Genomic DNA, 18,255 nt, shown 5'->3' with positions numbered 1-18,255 from the left:
CTTACGCGATGATTTTATTAAAATTAGGTCTACACAACGAAGTTAACTTTATTTTTAAAACTGCAATCGATTGTTGAGATTTATTTTTACCATTTTTGTTTTTTAACGATGAAAGAAAAAAAGAGAACTACCATTTATGACATTGCTAAAAAGCTGAATGTCACCCCCTCTTCCGTATCACGTGCTTTAAACAATAGCAACTATGTTAACGAAGCCACCAAAAAGCTGATTATTAAAACAGCGGAGGAGATGAATTATCAACGTAATTCTCTTGCATCCAACTTGCGAAGGGGGCAAACAAAAACACTTGGGGTGGTAGTTCCGAAAATCAACCAAAATTTTTTCGCAAACATTATTGCCGGTATCGAGGAAGCCTCCTACCACAGGGGCTATAACCTGATCATTTGCCAGTCGAATGAATCTTATGAAAAAGAAGTGCAAAGCATTAATACGTTGATCAATCAGCATGTTGATTGTATTATCATTTCTATTTCGGTAGATACCCAAAACTATAAGCACCTCGAGAATGTGATTAACCATCACATCCCGCTTATCCAGTTTGACCGTGTTGCAGAAGAACTGGAAACGCTTAAAGTAATTAACGACAATGAGCAGGCATCTTTCGAGGCGGTAAGCCACATGATTGAAAAAGGTTATCATCGTATTGCTTTATTAGAAGGCCCGCAAAACCTGGCTATTTTCAGGCAGCGTAAAAACGGTTATTTGCAGGCGCTTAGTAAACATAAGTTGCCGGTTATTGAAGAGCTGATCATCGAGAATGCCTGGACCAAAGAGCTGGGTGCCGAAGCCACACGCAAACTATTAAGCTTGGCAGAACCACCCGATGCTATATTTGCCTCTACTTCAGATTTCTCTGCCTTAGGCGTGCTTGAGGTTGCCAATTCACTGAATATTAAAGTACCTGCCGAATTAGGCATTTGCGGATATTCTAATGAGAATTTTGCCGAAATAACCAGCCCCTCAATTACCACGGTAGATCAGTTTAGTATTTACATGGGTAAAACCATTGCCAACCTGTTTTTCCAGGAGCATGAGAACAAGCATACAGAAACCATCCCAAAAGTAATCAGCATTAAACCCAAACTTATTAAACGCGCATCAACAGACCGCAACTCAAAATAACGTTGCTATTGCTGCGGCGGCCCTAAGTAACTTGGCTTTAAGCCCCCTAAATTAACTACCAGCCTTTGCAATACTACTGCCGGGTCAACCATCCAGTATTTGACAGTGTGCGCTCCTTCCTTAGTGATACGATGTTTGGTTACCAGTTTCCTGACGTTATCGCTCACCGCTGCCGACCATTCCCTGCCCTCTACCTTGGTGGCAATATTTACTAATTGCGGTGCCTCATCGTCTATAGATACCGCGTAAAACAGGCCATCCTTATTTCTGAAATCCAGGGTTGGCGATACAAAAGCAGTTACTTCTACATTACCGGTATCCTTTGCCGTAATTTGATACTCAAGACAAGGCATGCCCTTTGCAGGTTTAACTCTTTCTGCCGTCACCGGCCACGGTGTAATGCCTGATAAAGTTCGCCCATAATCAGGAATAACTTTCCAGCTAACTTTTGCAGAGTTTACAGCCCGGGTAAAGTACTCTGCTTCCATAGCTACATAACCATCCATTTCAGTGAATACGCCGTTTACCGGCTTTGCAATTGGCTTGCTTATCAATGGTTTAAACTCAGGCAGGTTTTCAGCACTGGCACTTTTCACACTATCGGGCACTACTTTCAGCGCCGGCATTTTATTGGTGCGTGGCTCCTGCCAATAAGTGTAACCGATGTGGGTTTGATCCATCATGTGGTGCCATTTGCCACCGGCTAATTCATTATTATAATAGTCTGTAATTTTCTTGTCGCTCTCGTACAAATCCTTAACTCGCTGCGCAGCGGCATTAGCTTTTTGCGCATCTCCATGATCTGCATAATACCTGTTTTTAGCTGTTTCAAAATACAGTTCATTAAGATTTGCGCATGCCTGTATAGGATGTAAAACTAACTGGTAAAAACTATCGTGGTATTCCTTTGGTAGAACCTTATCCATTTTCTCTGCTTTTTCAAGCAGCGCGTTATAATCACCTACAACGGTAGCAAACTCATTATAATCTGTAAGGCTGTAGGTGTTCTGATCAAGCAGCTCAGGTTTTCTGCGTGCATTATACTTTGTGTATAGCGTTAACATTTGGGCTATCTCGGTGGCATGTTTCGGGCCAAACTGCTGCGTTGCCCACTGCACTACATAATCAGGCAATTTATTAGCAGTCCACCTGTTAGGGTTCCAGGCATAATCCATAAAAAAGCTGATCGGGAACTCCAAAGGCTTTAAGTCGCCAACGTTTACAACCCATAGCTGTCTGGCATTGTATTCGTAAGCCAGGTGCATTTGCTCCCAGGCTTTTGCAATCTGGTTTGTGTTTAACCACTTATAATTACGCGGGCCGCCAACATAGTCAAAGTGATAATAGATACCATAGCCACCTTTACGGGGTTTTGCATTAAGCGCTGGCTGCTTACGGATATTGCCCCAGTTGTCATCGCAAAGCAAAAGTGTAACATCGTCGGGCACACGCATGCCTTTATCATAATAATCCTGCACTTCCTTATACAAAGCCCACATCTGTGGTGTTTGCGAAGCATCTTTTCCGGTTACTTCTTGTATAATTTTGCGCTGGTCTTTTACGATGGTTTCCAGCAACGAAATATTGCTTCCCTCTGTCATTGGCATATCTCCGTCGCCCCGCATACCCATTGTTACAATGGTTTCTTTGCTCCCCATGTTTTCGATACCTTTGCGCCAAAAATCCTGCAATGCCTGTTTATTGGCCTCGTAATTCCACTCGCCCGAACCATACCGTTTCCATTCCTGCTGTGAGCGATCCATTGGCTCGTGATGCGAAGTACCCATTACCACACCATACTCATCAGCAATAACGGGGTTTAACTTATCATCGTCATTAAAGGCATTGCCCCACATGGCGGGCCATAAATAGTTAGCCTTTAAACGCAGTATCAGGTCAAATACCTTTTCGTAAACCTTATGATTTAATCCGCCGAATTTTTCCCTGGCCCAACCTGAGAATGCAGGTGCTTCGTCGTTGATGAAAATGCCGCGGTATTTAACAGCGGGCTCTCCGTCTGTATAGCGGCCGGGCTTTACATATATCGCTTTCTTCTTTTTAACAGGCACATCTGCCCACCAATACCAGGGCGATACCCCAATCTGTGATGACAGGTCATATATACCAAAGATAGTACCACGCTTATCGCTTCCGGCAATTACCAATGCGCTTTCAACTCCGGGAAATGGCTTTTTAACCACTTGTATCAGGTAAGTTTCCCATTTATTTTTAATCCCGGAAACATTAAGTTTTTTCTGTGCGATTAAGTTATCTACTACCTGGCTTTTACCTATGGTGCCAATTATAACGGCTTGCTTACCGGCTGCTTTAGTATCATTAAACATTACAGGTTTTGTGCCAGTAACAGCCTCGATATCACCTGACAGATTCTCAGCAGCATGCTTTACGCCTGGGTAATCTGTGTCTCCTACATAAAGCTTAGCCACATTGCTGCCAGCAAACAGCGGGAAGAACCCCGATCCGTTTTTTTCAGATACATAAGCTGTATGACCGGGCGACTGCGCAATAGCGAAGCGCGACAATAAGAATAACGCCAATAAAATTGTGATTCTTTTCATAATCATCAGGTTAAAAGTTTACCACTTTCCAGTAAGCAGGTTTAGGTTTTAGTTGCTGATCAAAAAGCAATGGATAATTTTTACGTCCGGCCACAGGATAGTTATCCAGCCAGGTATACTTATCAGACACGTTCCAGAAGGTTACGCCTGTAATATTTTTACGGTATTTCCTGAAGACCTCAAATACCATCTGGTATTTATCACTTTGTTTCTGCATACGCTCGGGCGAATAAGAAGTATCCTCGCCGGGTTTAAGCTGCCTGTCATTTTTTTCCCAGTGATAAACCGAAATATCCAGCTCGGTAATTTGCACCTGTAAGCCAAGCGAAGCAAATTGTTGTATCGTTGTTTCCAATTCATTACGGCTTGGCTCATATAAAGACCAATGTGCCTGAAGCCCGATACCGTTTACAGGTATATGAGCATCTTTAAGCTTTTTCAGCAAACGGTAAATCCGTGCCCGCTTTTCGGGTCGCTCGGTGTTATAATCGTTATAAAATAATACGGCTTTAGGGTCTGCCTCGTGTGCATATTCAAATGCTTTATACACAAAGTCCTCGCCGCAGATCTGGTACCATAGCGAGTTACGCAAAAACTTCGTACTGTCGTCATCTATTGCCTCATTCACCACATCCCAGGCATAGATCTTCCCTTTATAGCGGCCAACTACTTTAAAAATATGATCTTTCAATCTTTGTAAAAGCACATCCTTGCTCACTAACTGACCGGATTTGTCATAAAACATCCAGCGTGCCGTTTGCTGGTGCCAGCACAGGTTGTGCCCCCTTACCCGCATACCGTGCGCCTGTGCAAAAGCTACAATCGAATCTGCATCCTTCCAGTTATAATAGTTTTCTGCCGGGTGTATGTAGCCCATCTTCATGGCATTCTCGGGCGTAAGGCTATTGAATTGTTTTATGATCAATGCAGATTGCTGCGGATCCTTAAGCACGCGCGGAGATACGGCAACACCTATTGGGAAATACTTTTTGTAATAATCTTTTAATCCTTTAGTAGTATCTAAAGTTTGTGCGTTGGCTGTAAAGGATGCCATCAAATACATAAGCCCAATAAGGCCTAAGCAACTACTTTTAACAAGGTTAGCCATAGAATAAGATTATGGAGGTAATAAATGGTTAGCACAAGGTAAGATTTAAATTTCAACATGCAATCGATTGTAGATATGTAATTTTTATTTTACAATGTCGGTCGCAACATCAAATAACATTTAAATGTGGTTAAGAGGTCTAAATCACGCTGAATGGGGCAAATTCATTTGGATATAATAAATTAAAATGCAATCGATTGCAAATTATATCATGTTTATATATATTGCCATACAATTATAAACCAGCCCGGCTTTACGTTTGCGCTATTAAATGAATAAAACGGGATTTTAAATCAAGCATAAATGTTATACAATGAAGAATAAGGCCTTAAAGCTGTTTGGCTTACTAATGCTGGCATCTGTAGCACTACATGCAGAGGTGCGGTTACCCAAGGTGATCAGCAACGGTATGGTATTGCAACGTGATAAAAAAGTAAAAGTATGGGGCTGGGCAGCACCCGGAGAAAGGGTAACGGTAAGCTTTAAAAACAAATCTTTTAAAACTACCGCATCAGGCGGCGGCGACTGGCAGGTGCTATTACCGGCAATGAAAGCCGGTGGGCCTTATACCATGACTATACAAGGCAGCAACCGGATAGAACTTGACGATATTTTAATTGGCGATGTATGGATCTGCTCGGGACAGTCGAACATGGTACATCAAATGGAGCTGCACAATGTACGCTACGCTAAAGATGTTGCAGAGGCTAACAATAATGCGATCAGGCATTTTTGGGTAGCTAATGTAGCCAATATGCAGGATGTACAACAAGACGTGCCAGGTGGTTCGTGGAAGAAAGCTGACCCTGAAAATATCGGCGAGTTTTCGGCAGTCGCCTATTTCTTTGCCGAAGCTTTATATCAAAAATACCACGTGCCTATAGGCCTGATTAATTCAAGCTGGGGTGGCTCTCCTATTGAAGCCTGGATGAGTAATGAAAGCTTAAAAGATTTCCCGGAATTAGCCAAAATTGCTGAAAAGAATAGGGATACCGCTTATATTAACAAAATGCAAAGAATGGGCGGAGTCAACCGTGCTTCTGCCGTAGCTGAAGACAAGGGCATGAAGGAAAAATGGTTTGACCCGGCTTATCAACCTAAGGAATGGAGAAGGATTGCCATACCCGGGTATTGGGAAGATCAGGGTATCAGAAACCTTGACGGTGTAGTTTGGTACCGCCGGGAGATTGACGTGCCGCAAGCCATGCCTAACTCGCCCGCAAAGGTTTTCATGGGTCGTATAGTTGATGCCGATGTGATGTACATCAACGGTAAACAAATAGGTAACACAGGTTACATGTACCCGCAAAGGCGTTACACCATACCTGCAGGTGTGTTAAAAGCCGGTAAAAATCTGTTTGTAATACGTGTTACCAACAACGCCGGAAAGGGTGGCTTTGTACCGGATAAACCTTACCAGCTTATTGCCGGTGCAGATACCATTGATTTAACAGGCTATTGGCAATACAAAGTAGGGTTAGTAAATGTGCCTAAACGTGGTGCATGGCAGGGCGGCGGCATAGCTGCACAAAACCTGCCAACAGCGTTATACAATTCCATGATCTACCCATTGTTGAATTATGGCATAAAGGGCTTTTTATGGTACCAGGGCGAATCAAATACCGGCAATCCAAACCTGTATGCAAAACTGCAACCTGCCATGATCAAAGACTGGCGTGCTAAATGGCAAACGCCGGACGCACCTTTTTTATATGTGCAATTACCTGGATTTATGGAGATGAATTACCTGCCTTCCGAAAGCCAGTGGGCAGCATTCCGTGAGGCACAGGCAAGTTCACTGGATATGCCAAACACGGGTATGGCTGTTGCCATTGATCTTGGGGAATGGAACGATATACATCCCGAGCGTAAAAAAGAAGTAGGCCAGCGCCTGGCTTTAATTGCTGAAAAGATAGCCTACCATGAGAAAGATATTGTGGCTACGGGACCGGTGTTTCAATCAGCAACTGTTGATGGCAACAACATCACGGTAAGCTTTAGCTCAGTTGGCAATGGGCTTACAACCCAAGATGGAGAAGAACCAGAAGAATTTGCCATAGCAGGAGCGGATAAAGTTTTTGTATGGGCTAAAGCTAAAATAGAAGGTAACAAAATTATCCTAAGCAGCGACGAAGTACCTCACCCTATGTATGTGCGGTATGCCTGGGCAGATGATCCGGTAAATCCAAACCTGATCAATAAAGAAGGCTTACCTGCAGCACCTTTCAGAACCGACAAACCTTAACCATATCAAAAAGGCTTGCCATAAATGGCAAGCCTTTATCTTTTCATTAACTCTGCACCTGCCTACTCCACATCTGCTGTTTCCAGGCTTGATTTATATTCTTTACGTTTAACGGTTAAGTATTCTGAAGGCGACATGTTGTATTTGGCCTTAAACAATTTCGAGAAGTAGCTTGGTGTCCCAAACCCTGTCATGAAAGCAATTTCCCTTATGGTGTATTGGCTTTTTGCCAGCAATACGGCTGCTTTCTTTAACTTGATCGACCTCACATACTCCATTGGCGGCAGGCCGGTTAGCTCAAATATTTTGTTATAAAGCGAGCTTCTGCTCATAGCCATATACTTACTCAACTCTTCAATAGAAAATTCCGGATCGTTCAGTTTTTCATCTACAAATTGCGCAACTTTAGTCAGCAGCTTTTCTTCTGCAGATTCTATCTGCACTTCTGGCTGTATAATTTGGATTTGTTTAGAGAATGCTGTTTTTAAGTGCTGATTAAGCTTAATCAAATTGGCCACCTTTGCACTTAAAACACTAAAGTTAAACGGCTTGTTTAAGTAATCATTAGCTCCTGTTTCCAACCCTCTCAGCTGATCCTGCTCTCCGGTAAGTGCGGTAAGCAAAATTACCGGGATAAAACTGGTGCGCTTATCGCCTTTTAACTTTTTGCATAGATCAATACCATTCATATGCGGCATGCTGATGTCGGTAACAATAAGATCAGGGTGGCAGGATAAGGCTTTTTGCCAGCCTTCTTTACCATTGGCAGCTTCTAAAATTCGGTACTGATTTTTTAAAGCTTCCTTCAAATAGAACCTGAAATCGTCATTATCCTCTACCAATAAAACGGTTTCTTTGTCATGGTCAGCAGCTTCATCAGATAAACGTTCTCCACCATCAGATTCATTAAGCAAATCATCATCGCTATCAGATATTATATCCGCAAGTGGTTTAAACGGAAATAGTAAATGGATCTGTGTGCCTTTACCTGGTTCGCTTTGAAGGTTGATTTGTCCGCCGTGTAATTCTACAAACTCTTTTGTGATCGATAGACCTATGCCCGTGCCCTGGTTTAGGATCTCATTTGTATTACTGTGCTGATAAAATCTCTCAAATATCTTTTGCTGCCCATCTTCAGGGATACCAATTCCTGTGTCGGATACTACAATTTCAAACAGGTAATCTTCACTGGCGGTTGATTGTGGCGGCACCAAAATAGCTACACTGATCTTACCACCTGCGTGCGTAAACTTGAAGGCATTTGATAAAAGATTGAAAATGATCCGCTCTAATTTATCGCTATCGAAATTTGTAAAGTAAGCCGGTGTATGACTGTTAAAAACAAGCTGAATATCCTTTCGCTCAGACAAATCTTTAAACGAATCAACCGTTTCCCGTATAAAAGCAATTACATCGCCTTCGGCAAGGTTAAGTTTCAACTCCTGCTCTTCCATTTTCCTGAAATCCAGCAGTTGATTAACCAGCACCAGTAAACGCCTTGCGTTTCTGTTGATCATATTTACCTCTTTAGCCACGTTTTGATCGGTCTGCATAGATAACAGCTTATCAACAGGCGCCATGATCAATGATATTGGTGTGCGGAACTCGTGACTAAGATTTGTCAGGAAGTTAATCTTAGAAAGATCGAGTTCATGCAGTCTTCTTGACTCTCTTTTTTCTTCTTCGAGCGCAAGCTCATTTTTAATTTTTTTGATCCCCTTGTGGCGGATGTAAAACAGTATACCCACCCCTGCAAGCAAGTAAAACAAGCAGGCATAAATAGTGCGCCACCATGGGGGTAAAATCTTTACCGTAATTGCTGTTGGTTTAAGGCTCCATGTGCCCGAGCTGTTGCTGGCGCGAACTAAAAAGGTATAAGTACCCGGATCGATATTGGTGTAATAAGCAGTTGCAGACCTGCCCACATAGTTCCAGTTTTTATCAAAACCCTTTAGCATATATGAGTATTGATCCTGGTGTGGGTTGGTATAATTTACAGCCGCGTAACTTATCGCAAAATTTTGCCCATAAGCCAGTTTTATTTCTTTAGCAAGGCCAATCTGTTCCTTCAAAGGCCCCTTGTCAGTTGGCGAAACTTTATTGTTAGCAACCCGCAAATCAGTAAGTAATACCTGCGGAATTTCTTTAAAATTAGGTAGCCCTGCCGGATTGAAATAATTAAACCCATCTATACCGCCAAAAAACAAAAGGCCGCCTGCTGTTTTTATTCCCGAACCGTTAATGAAAGGGCCGTCTTGCACACCATTCTGATGAGAAAAAGTATTGAATTTCCGGGTACGGGGATCGTAATTATTGATCCCTTTATTCGTTGTAATCCAAAGCAGGCCATTATTGTCTTCTAATATTTTATGAACAACGTTATTTGTGAGGCCATCTTTTTCAGAATAATAAGCAATGTGCTTTTGGTCTTTGTCAATCATGGCAAAACCCGCGTTTGTACCAAGCCACATATTATCTTTATGGTCGCGTAAAATGGATAGCACCACATTACTGTTAAGCTTACTGTTCCACTCATTTAGCAAGGTTACTTTACCGCTGTTAAGATTTAAGATTGTAACGCCACCACCACTTGTACCTACCCACATATCGCCATTATTGCCAACAGCCATAGAGCGGATAAAATCATTGATGTTTAATTGCTTCGCTACCTGTTTACCAAATATGCTGCGGTAATTAGTGAATTGCCTTGTAACCGGATCATAAATATCAACGCCTTTGCCATTGGTACCAACCCAAATTCTGCCTTTTTCATCTTCTTCAATGGCAAACACATCATTTTGTGATATGCTGCCCCTGCCCGATAAAATATGCTGATAATTTCCGCTAACGGGATCAACGATAAATACCCCCTGTCGATAAGTGCCTACCCAGAGTTTTCCGCTTTTGGTATACTTTAACGCCAATACAGATAATTTGCCGTCCCCATCAGGTGCTGTGTTTAACTGATAAGTTTTAAAAAGGCCGGTGGCGCTGTTGTACAATTGCAGTCCGCCGTTATCTGTACCAACAAAAATGTGCTGGCTATCAAGCTGTGCAAAAGAAGTTACAGATGATGATTTTAACCCCTGGCTATCAAAAGCATTGCTTGTTTTGTGATTGAATAGGGTAAGGTTTTTATCATACTTATTAATGCCTCCCTGAAAAGTACCTATCCAGTATATGCCTTTTTTATCGATCAATATATTCCTTACCGACTTATCAGAAATACTGAACATTTCCCTGGGTTGCGGAGTGATGACGCGTGCATGGTAATTATTGGTGTTTAGTATCACCAGGCCGTCTTCGGTGCCTAACCAAAGGTCTGCCTTGTCTGCCGCAATTGCATAAACGATGCTATGATTGACTTTCGAGTCTGCCGTGCCGATTATAATATGATTGAAAGAAGCGCCATCAGCCGCTAACTGATCCAACCCGTTAGCAGTACCGATCCATAACTTACCATCATTATCTTTCCCTAAAGCCTTTACAATATCAGCACTGATGGTTTTAGGGTTGCGGTCATCATGCAGGTAACGGGTAAAAGTTCCGCTTGCCTCGTTATAACGCAGCAAACCCGCGGAAGTGCCAATCCACATTACGTTGTTTTTATCTTCCAGAAGGCTAAGCGCCGTCATGGTACCCTTATCCGGATACATGGAATTGAGCACAAAGAAAGTTGTTTTATGCTTGTTAAAATCAATGATACTTAAGCCTGTATAGCTTGAAACCCACAAACGGCCCAGATGATCTTCACTTATAGCGCGTATGGTTTCGCCTCTTTGTCCCTTGCCAAATCCATATTGATGAAATGATTTAAATGAATCATGTACACGGTCATACAATACAAGCGACCCTTCGGCCGTACCAACCCATAACCTGCCCGATTTATCCTCATAAAGGCACATGATTTCATTGGCTGGAAAACTGGTGCTGTCATTATCCCGATGCCGGTAGGCAGTAAAGGTTGTACCGTCATACCTGTTAAGGCCATCAGCAGTTGCAAACCACATCAGCCCCCATTTATCTTTAAGTATAGCATTAACAGTGTTAGACGATAAACCGCTTTTTGTACTGATATTGGTAAAGTTTAAATCCTGCTGAGCAAAGCCCGCATCAGTAAACAATAACAGCAATGCAATTACAAAGACATACCTGTTAAAATAGTAAAATCTTGACATTCAAACTTGCATTAGGTGCAGGCCGCCGTTCGCAAAAGTTCAGGCATTTGTTACGAATTTTTGGGCCTTATAATTGGTATTACAAATATAACCTTTAACTAAAACAACATATGGCATGTAAGCTGACAAATGCACAAATGCCTCATTTAATACTGATTTGTTTTATACGTGTAGTTTGTAACCGGTTAATACTGGTTCAGTAATAATAACAAAATATTGGGCATAAACCAACTGTTAATTTAAGTAATATACGAGTTATACGACTTGTATATAAAAGTGTTACTTCTACCGGTAGCATTTTACAAATACAACATCATTTTAAACATCTGTTGCACCAAAAAAACGATATGAACAAGTCCGTAGAGGTATGCCGCTTTAATTTAGGTTCCTAATGAAAATCTATCAGCCAACTAAAATGCATCTGGTAAAACGTTATTCTAAGGTGCCCGGATCACTAAAAATCAATGTTCGATTTATTGATGAATTAAGTAAACGATACATCATTCCTTTTTTAAGCTTCCTGTTGCTAATGCCAGCCTTTGCAGGTGCCCAGGTGCAACATGCAGACTCATCTGCTTACTACAATTCGGTTAAAACATTTGTTAACCCGGTACTACCCGGCGACCACCCCGACCCTACGTTGTTAAAGGTTGGTGATGACTTTTACCACTGCGGTTCAAGCTTCCATTTTAACCCATATTTGCCCATCTACCATTCAAAGGATTTGGTGCATTGGGAGATCATTAGCCGGGTGGTAACTAACCAGCATGCCGGCATGGTTGCCGACCGCCCTTCGGGTGGTATTTGGCAGGGGGCTATCACTTACTTCTATGGCTCTTACTGGATCTATTTCTCATCTAACGGCCAATGGTTTTGCAAAGCGCCTTCGCCACGCGGGCCGTGGTCTGCCCCGGTAGAAGTTAAAGTACCGGCAGCAACAGGCCCATTAGGTTACGACAATTCTATTTTTATTGACGATGACGGCAAACCGTATATGGTAATCAAAAACGGGCAACACGTTAACCGCATACAAGCCATTGGGCGAGATGGCCAGCTGACTGATTCAGTAATCAATCTCGACTGGATCAACGGCCATTTGCAATACAGCTGGGCAGAAGGGCCTGTAATGTGTAAACGCAATGGCTATTATTATTACTTCCCTGCCGGGGACGTTACAGGCGGGCAGTATGTATTACGGTCAAAAGCATTAACCAGCGACTCAACCAAATGGGAGCGCTTAGGTAATTTCTTCAGGCCTATTACAGACCCAAAAGCAGCCTTCAGAAGCCCTAATCACATTTCTGCGCCTTTACAATTAGCCGATGGCACCTGGTGGACGCTTGGCCAGAGTTACCAGAAAAATGGAGGCGACGATTGGTCGGGTATGGGCAGGCAGACAGCCTTATACCGGGTAGAATGGGATGGCGACCGCCCGTGGGGTTCTGCACCAACCAGCAAACCTTTAGAGCGCCCAAATCTTCCGCAGTCAGGCATTAAATGGCGAAGCGCACAATCAGATTATTTTGATGCCCCATCGCTAAGCCTTGCATGGCATTTTCTCAACCGGGCAGCATCTGTTAACTATTCACTCGCTGATCGTAAAGGATGGCTAAGGCTGATGCCTAAAGCAGGCCGGACACACATTGTTCAAAAGGAAACCGACCATTTCTATTCTGCAGTTACCAAGGTTGACATGCAGGCAAAAGACACTTCAAAAGCAGGCATCTATCTTACCAACGGCAATCAAAAAGTTAATGTAAGATTGTATACTACTTTTGATAACGGTGCAAAAGTTATTTTCCGCCTTGATAGCGCTATCCGCGAAACTCCGTTGACATTTAAAGGCCCTGTTTGGCTTAAACTGACCAGGTTTGAACATGAGTTAACAGCTTATTACAGCAGTGACCGTAAAAATTGGATTAAAGTTGGCGCCCAGATTGATGCCCGTCCGCTCGACCGTGTACAACCTAATTTTAACTCGTGGGTAGGTACAAGCGTTGGTTTATTTGTCGAAGGTAAACCTGCCGATTTTGATTGTTTTATTATTAAAGACGGTTTTACAGAAATGCCGGCACAGGGTTACAGCAATTACTATGGGATAGAAACATCATCTAATCATGGTGAAGCAGTAACTAATACATCTGACCATGGCGGCTGGTTCATGATCTCAGGTGTTGACCTTGGCGAGAAAAACAGCCCGGCTAATCAGATAGAACTGACCAACATGGCTACAAAAGACACCAAACTGGAGGTGTGGATCAATGACCTGAGTAACCAAAATGGAAAGATGATCGCCTCGTTTATAGTTAAAGCAGGAAAACCGGGGACATGGCAAAAAACAATTAAAACGATCACTCCTGTTTCAGGACATCAGGATATCTTTATTAAATACCCATCGGGCAGTCATGGTTCAGCATATATAAAAAGCATTCGTTTTAATACTAAGTAAGATGAGGAAACAACTATTTAAAACAGCAATCTGCGCGGCATTACTGATGGTAAGTATCAGTAGTAGCAAAGCACAAAACACAATTCAACATTCGCCGCAGGGTTTTGACTCGCTTCGTACCAATATACCTCACGGTAAAATTGATACGATTTTGTATCAGTCTAACACTACGGATACAATAAGGCGTGCATTAGTCTATACTCCACCGGGATATAATAAGCATAAAAAGTACCCGGTGCTGTACCTGCTGCATGGCATTGGCGGCGACGAATATGAATGGCTGCACAACGGGCACCCGGAAGTGATATTAGATAATTTATACGCCGAAGGTAAAGTTGTACCTATGATTGTGGTATTACCAAACGGACGCGCCATGAAAAACGACCGCGCCACCGGCAACATTATGGCTGCCGATAAAGTACAGGCTTTTGCAACGTTTGAGCAAGATTTGCTTGGATCACTAATCCCTTACATTCAGAAAAGATATCCGGTTTATACAGACCGCGAGCACCGCGCCATCGCCGGTTTATCTATGGGTGGCGGCCAGTCGTTAAATTTTGGACTGGGTAATCTGGATAAATTTGCATGGATAGGCGGCTTCTCTTCGGCACCAAATACAAAAACACCCGAAGCATTAGTACCAGATGTTGAACTGGCTAAGAAGAAAATTAAACTGCTTTGGATCTCTTGCGGAGATAGAGACAATTTAATCTCATTCAGTCAGCGTACACACGACTTTCTTGAAAAGAATAACATACCGCATATCTTTTATGTAGAACCCGGCGTACATGATTTCAAAGTTTGGAAAAATGACTTATACCTATTCTCGCAACGTATATTTAAACCAACCAATTCACAGTAGATTTTAAATCTTAATTATGTTAAAAAAAGCCTTAAGTCTTTCCTTATTCATCATTACGATCGTTGCATTACAGAAGCCTGCTTTAGGGCAGGGGCTGCATAGTGATAACGGAAATGGCACGTATACCAACCCGGTTATTTCGGCAGACTTTCCTGATCCTGATGTGATCCGCGTTAATGATACGTATTACATGGTTACTACCACCATGTACATATTCCCGGGGGTAACTATTCTTAAATCGAAGGATCTGGTGAACTGGGCGTATTGCAGCAATGCCATTCCTCGTTTTGACTTTGGCGATTGTTACAATCTGGATGGCTGCAACCGTTATGGACACGGACAATGGGCAACCAGCATGAAATATCACAACGGTAAATTTTACCTGTTGTTTATTACTTTAAACGAGGGTGGATTTATGTGTACGGCAACAAATCCTGAAGGACCATGGGAGTTGAAAAAACTACCTAAAGGTTTCTATGACCCGGGCTTGTTTTTTGATGATAACGGCAAAATTTATGTAGCGCAAGGTTATAGCAAAATTTCAATCACCGAGGTTGATGCCAACCTTGCCCCTATTTCAAAAGATTCACTGGTGTATAACGGCGACATCAGGCCAGGTCTTGAAGGGACGCACGTTTATAAGATTAATGGTTATTATTACCTGTACTCTACTTACGGAGGACGCGATGGCATACAGGTAGCGCTTCGCTCTAAGAACATTTATGGCCCGTACGAGCAAAAGGTTGTGTTACGCGACACCACAAAGGGTATTACCTTCGGCACGCATCAGGGGGCATTAATCCAAACGCAAACCGGCGAATGGTGGACCATGCTTTTTGTAGATGCAGGCCCGTTAGGGCGTTTTCCCTCTTTACAGCCTGTTACATGGGTTGATGGCTGGCCAATGGTGGGTGTAAATGGCAAGGCGGTAATTACTTATCGCAAACCTAATGTGGGCAAAACTTATCCTATCAAAACGTTCCCAACTTCTGATGAATTTAACACACGTGCGCTTGGTATGCAATGGGGCTGGAATCACAACCCCGATCCTGAACATTGGTCGCTAAGTGCAAGGCCTGGTTTTTTAAGGCTGACAACCAGCCGGTCTGTTACTAATTTAATGGAAGCAAGGAATACATTAACACAACGCCCCTTTGCTAAGTATGATCAAAACATTCCTACAGCTGGCACAACACGCATAGATGTAAGCCACATGAAAGATGGTGATATAGCCGGTATCGGCGTTTTCCAAAACCCTTATGCTTATTTAGCCGTTAAACAAACCAACGGTAACAGGTACATTGTTATGGTAAACAACGGCACAGAAACAGATTCTGTAAAGATCAGTACAACGCAAGTTTACCTGCGTGCACAGGTTTCTAACGCCAGCCAGAAAGCTAAATTCGAGTATAGCCTCGACAATACCACATTTAAGGCATTAGGCAATGAGCTAACAATGGTATTTAACCTCAAACTGTTTACCGGCAATAAATTCTGCTTGTTTAATTACGCTACTCAACAGCCGGGCGGCTTTGTAGATTTCGACTGGTTTAGGGTGAAATAAAATTCTATTTATAAAGATTGAATGCCTCGGCTGTTATTGGTCGGGGCATTTTGCATTTAATGAGCCTCCACTACATGAACAGATAATTAGGCTGTTAAATTCGATCTTACTGATATTACCAACATTTGAAAAACTCATAAATGAAAAAGGCTGCCCTCTCGGGCAGCCTGATTAACCAACTATAAACAAAGTATTAATATCCCGGATTTTGATAAGCTGCTTTATCTGCCGCGCTCATGTCCAACGCATCAATCTGTCCTTGAGGGATAGGCCGCAGGTACAGGTGATTATCAATGGTACGGGTTACTTTCACAGGATTGTGATCGTTAAACGTAGCACCGCAAATCGTATAGCTTCCTGCCAGCTCTGCCCATTTTTGAGTTCTCACTAAATCATACCAACGGTTACCTTCAGCAAAAAACTCTCTTGAGCGTTCTGCCAAAACATAATTGATATCAATAGTTGCCGGTGTAGCAGCGATCATTGCCTGGCTATCGTCCTCTACTTTGGTAGTATTACCATTGTTGCTGAAACGCCATTTACCTGCACGGGCACGTAAAACATTGATCAGGTCACGGGCGCCTCTTCCGGCTGTTGGGGCAGCCCCCTTAACAACAGCTTCGGCCGCAATCAGGTATAATTCAGAAAGCTTAGCAATCGGGAACGGGCGTGTGCTACCAGCGTTTGGCTGTCCAAGTCCGGTACCGCTATCTGTACGGTAAGGGCCCAGTTTCCATATACCCGGATACGCAATACGGCTAATGTTGCTTGGGTTTACCACATAGTCTGCTCTGCCTGGTAATATACCACCACCCGCATTAGCATAACCAGTACCGCTTGCAGCATAAGTTACAGCAGGGTTATCATTATCAAGGAAGGTATATACTGCATCGCCAGGTACAATTTTTAATCCGTTAGCACCATTAATGCTGGCATTCGGTGTATTTCCTTTCGGCCAGTTTGCACGATAGGTGGTAGTGAAGGTACCATCGTAACGCGAGTCGTTCACTTTATCGGCAAAGGTATTTTTAATCGCCTCAATGGTTGGCGCCATACGTACCCAAGGGCGGCCTAAATGCTGATCTGATTCACGCTGAACCGGATTGATACCACCAACGCTGATATTAGGATAGTTCCAGGTAAGCATCCAGCTTGCAAAGTTATCAGGCGCACCACCGCTGCCATAAGTCAAGCTTGATGCATTGTACTTTTCACTTGTCTGGGTATGGTCTGCATAAAGCAGCATTTCGCTGTTACGGTCATTTGTTGCAACGTTTACATCATAAAATGTAGGCTGCAAAGCATAACCACCCAAGCTTGCATTATCGATAGCGCTGGTTGCAGTATCGTAAGCTTTTTGGAAATAGTAGGAAGCATCATGGCCTCCCGGATCTGTACGGTTTGCAGATGGGTAAGTAGGGATACCATTAGGGTTCTGCAGCCACCATGCGTATGTTAAATATGCTTTAGCTAAATAAAAACGCGCTACGGTTTTGGTTACACCGCCGGTAACACGCGGTTTATCCGGCAGGTCATTCACCGCCTGCAACAGATCAGGCAATATTGCCTGGCTATATACCTCAGGCACGGTATTACGCTTAGAGGTGCGTACAGCGTTGGTATTAAATTTCAGTACACCAGCGCCCAGGTCAAGCGGAACACCACCATAGGTTTGAACCAGTAAAAAATAATCGAATGCCCTAAAGAAGCGAGCTTCTGCCACCAGTGACGGAGCAACACCTGCAGCGCTGGCATTTTCAATTACACCGCTGGCAGTATTGATGTCAGGAAAACACTCGCCCCAGGGTATGCTTGGCGGAAAGCTGGTTGAAAGTATTACACCCACACCAGAACAATCCATGTCTTTGAAGTTACCATCGGCGCTTTGTCCCCAGGTAGCCTCATCGGTACCTGTAACTCCGGAATTATAATAATAACCCTGGCCGTAAATATTGCGTAAGTGATAGTACATGGCTGTAAGGCCGCCGTTAACACCTTGCGTAGTTTTAAAGTAGTCTGGTGTAAAAATACTTCGCGGAGTTTCGTCCAGTACTTTTTTGCATCCGAATGACGAAACAGCCAGTAATGCAGTTAATGTTATGCCTTTAATTGTTAAATTCTTCATGA

9 protein-coding genes are annotated in these 18,255 nt (G+C 43.0%); 5 read left to right on the top strand and 4 right to left on the bottom strand.

Annotated elements, in window-relative coordinates:
- The first annotated feature begins 108 nt into the window (after positions 1 to 108).
- Positions 109 to 1,143 carry a LacI family DNA-binding transcriptional regulator gene (locus PQ461_RS03685; RefSeq protein WP_274208289.1) on the top strand — a complete coding sequence of 345 codons (1,035 nt, stop codon included), beginning with the start codon at positions 109 to 111 and terminating at the stop codon, positions 1,141 to 1,143.
- A 5-nt stretch (positions 1,144 to 1,148) separates the two neighbouring features.
- Here the strand turns inward: PQ461_RS03685 and PQ461_RS03680 are convergent, their stop codons facing one another.
- Together PQ461_RS03680 and PQ461_RS03675 are read right to left on the bottom strand one after the other, a co-directional pair.
- The gene (locus tag PQ461_RS03680) at positions 1,149 to 3,722 is read right to left on the bottom strand and encodes a glycosyl hydrolase 115 family protein (protein WP_274208288.1); all 2,574 of its coding nucleotides are present in this window, start codon (positions 3,720 to 3,722) and stop codon (positions 1,149 to 1,151) included.
- A gap of 10 nt (positions 3,723 to 3,732) precedes the next feature.
- Positions 3,733 to 4,776 (bottom strand): endo-1,4-beta-xylanase, encoded by a 1,044-nt coding sequence (locus PQ461_RS03675; RefSeq protein ID WP_274208287.1) that lies wholly within the window; start codon positions 4,774 to 4,776, stop codon positions 3,733 to 3,735.
- A gap of 367 nt (positions 4,777 to 5,143) precedes the next feature.
- Between PQ461_RS03675 and PQ461_RS03670 the strand changes: the two genes are divergently transcribed.
- On the top strand, positions 5,144 to 7,075 hold the full coding sequence (locus PQ461_RS03670) for a sialate O-acetylesterase (protein WP_274208286.1): 1,932 nt from the start codon (positions 5,144 to 5,146) through the stop codon (positions 7,073 to 7,075).
- A gap of 62 nt (positions 7,076 to 7,137) precedes the next feature.
- Here PQ461_RS03670 and PQ461_RS03665 read toward each other — a convergent pair whose 3' ends face one another.
- Entirely contained in the window at positions 7,138 to 11,253 is a 4,116-nt protein-coding gene (locus PQ461_RS03665; protein WP_274208285.1) for a hybrid sensor histidine kinase/response regulator transcription factor, read from the bottom strand.
- Between the two features lie 391 nt (positions 11,254 to 11,644).
- Between PQ461_RS03665 and PQ461_RS03660 the strand changes: the two genes are divergently transcribed.
- From PQ461_RS03660 to PQ461_RS03650, 3 genes are read left to right on the top strand one after another with little or no spacing between them, the layout of a single operon-like run.
- On the top strand, positions 11,645 to 13,702 hold the full coding sequence (locus PQ461_RS03660; RefSeq protein ID WP_274208284.1) for a family 43 glycosylhydrolase: 2,058 nt from the start codon (positions 11,645 to 11,647) through the stop codon (positions 13,700 to 13,702).
- Position 13,703: 1 nt separating this feature from the next.
- Positions 13,704 to 14,564 (top strand): alpha/beta hydrolase, encoded by an 861-nt coding sequence (locus PQ461_RS03655; RefSeq protein WP_274208283.1) that lies wholly within the window; start codon positions 13,704 to 13,706, stop codon positions 14,562 to 14,564.
- Positions 14,565 to 14,580: 16 nt separating this feature from the next.
- Positions 14,581 to 16,128, top strand: a complete 1,548-nt coding sequence (locus PQ461_RS03650) for a glycoside hydrolase family 43 protein (RefSeq protein ID WP_274208282.1) — start codon at positions 14,581 to 14,583, stop codon at positions 16,126 to 16,128.
- A 193-nt stretch (positions 16,129 to 16,321) separates the two neighbouring features.
- On the opposite strand, the gene PQ461_RS03645 is transcribed toward PQ461_RS03650, so the two are convergent.
- Positions 16,322 to 18,253: a RagB/SusD family nutrient uptake outer membrane protein gene (locus PQ461_RS03645; RefSeq protein WP_274208281.1), complete on the bottom strand. Its 1,932-nt coding sequence runs from the start codon at positions 18,251 to 18,253 to the stop codon at positions 16,322 to 16,324.
- Positions 18,254 to 18,255 lie beyond the last annotated feature (2 nt).

This window comes from Mucilaginibacter sp. KACC 22063, assembly GCF_028736115.1.
GTDB lineage: Bacteria > Bacteroidota > Bacteroidia > Sphingobacteriales > Sphingobacteriaceae > Mucilaginibacter.
This window is presented reverse-complemented; position numbering and strand designations above follow the sequence as displayed.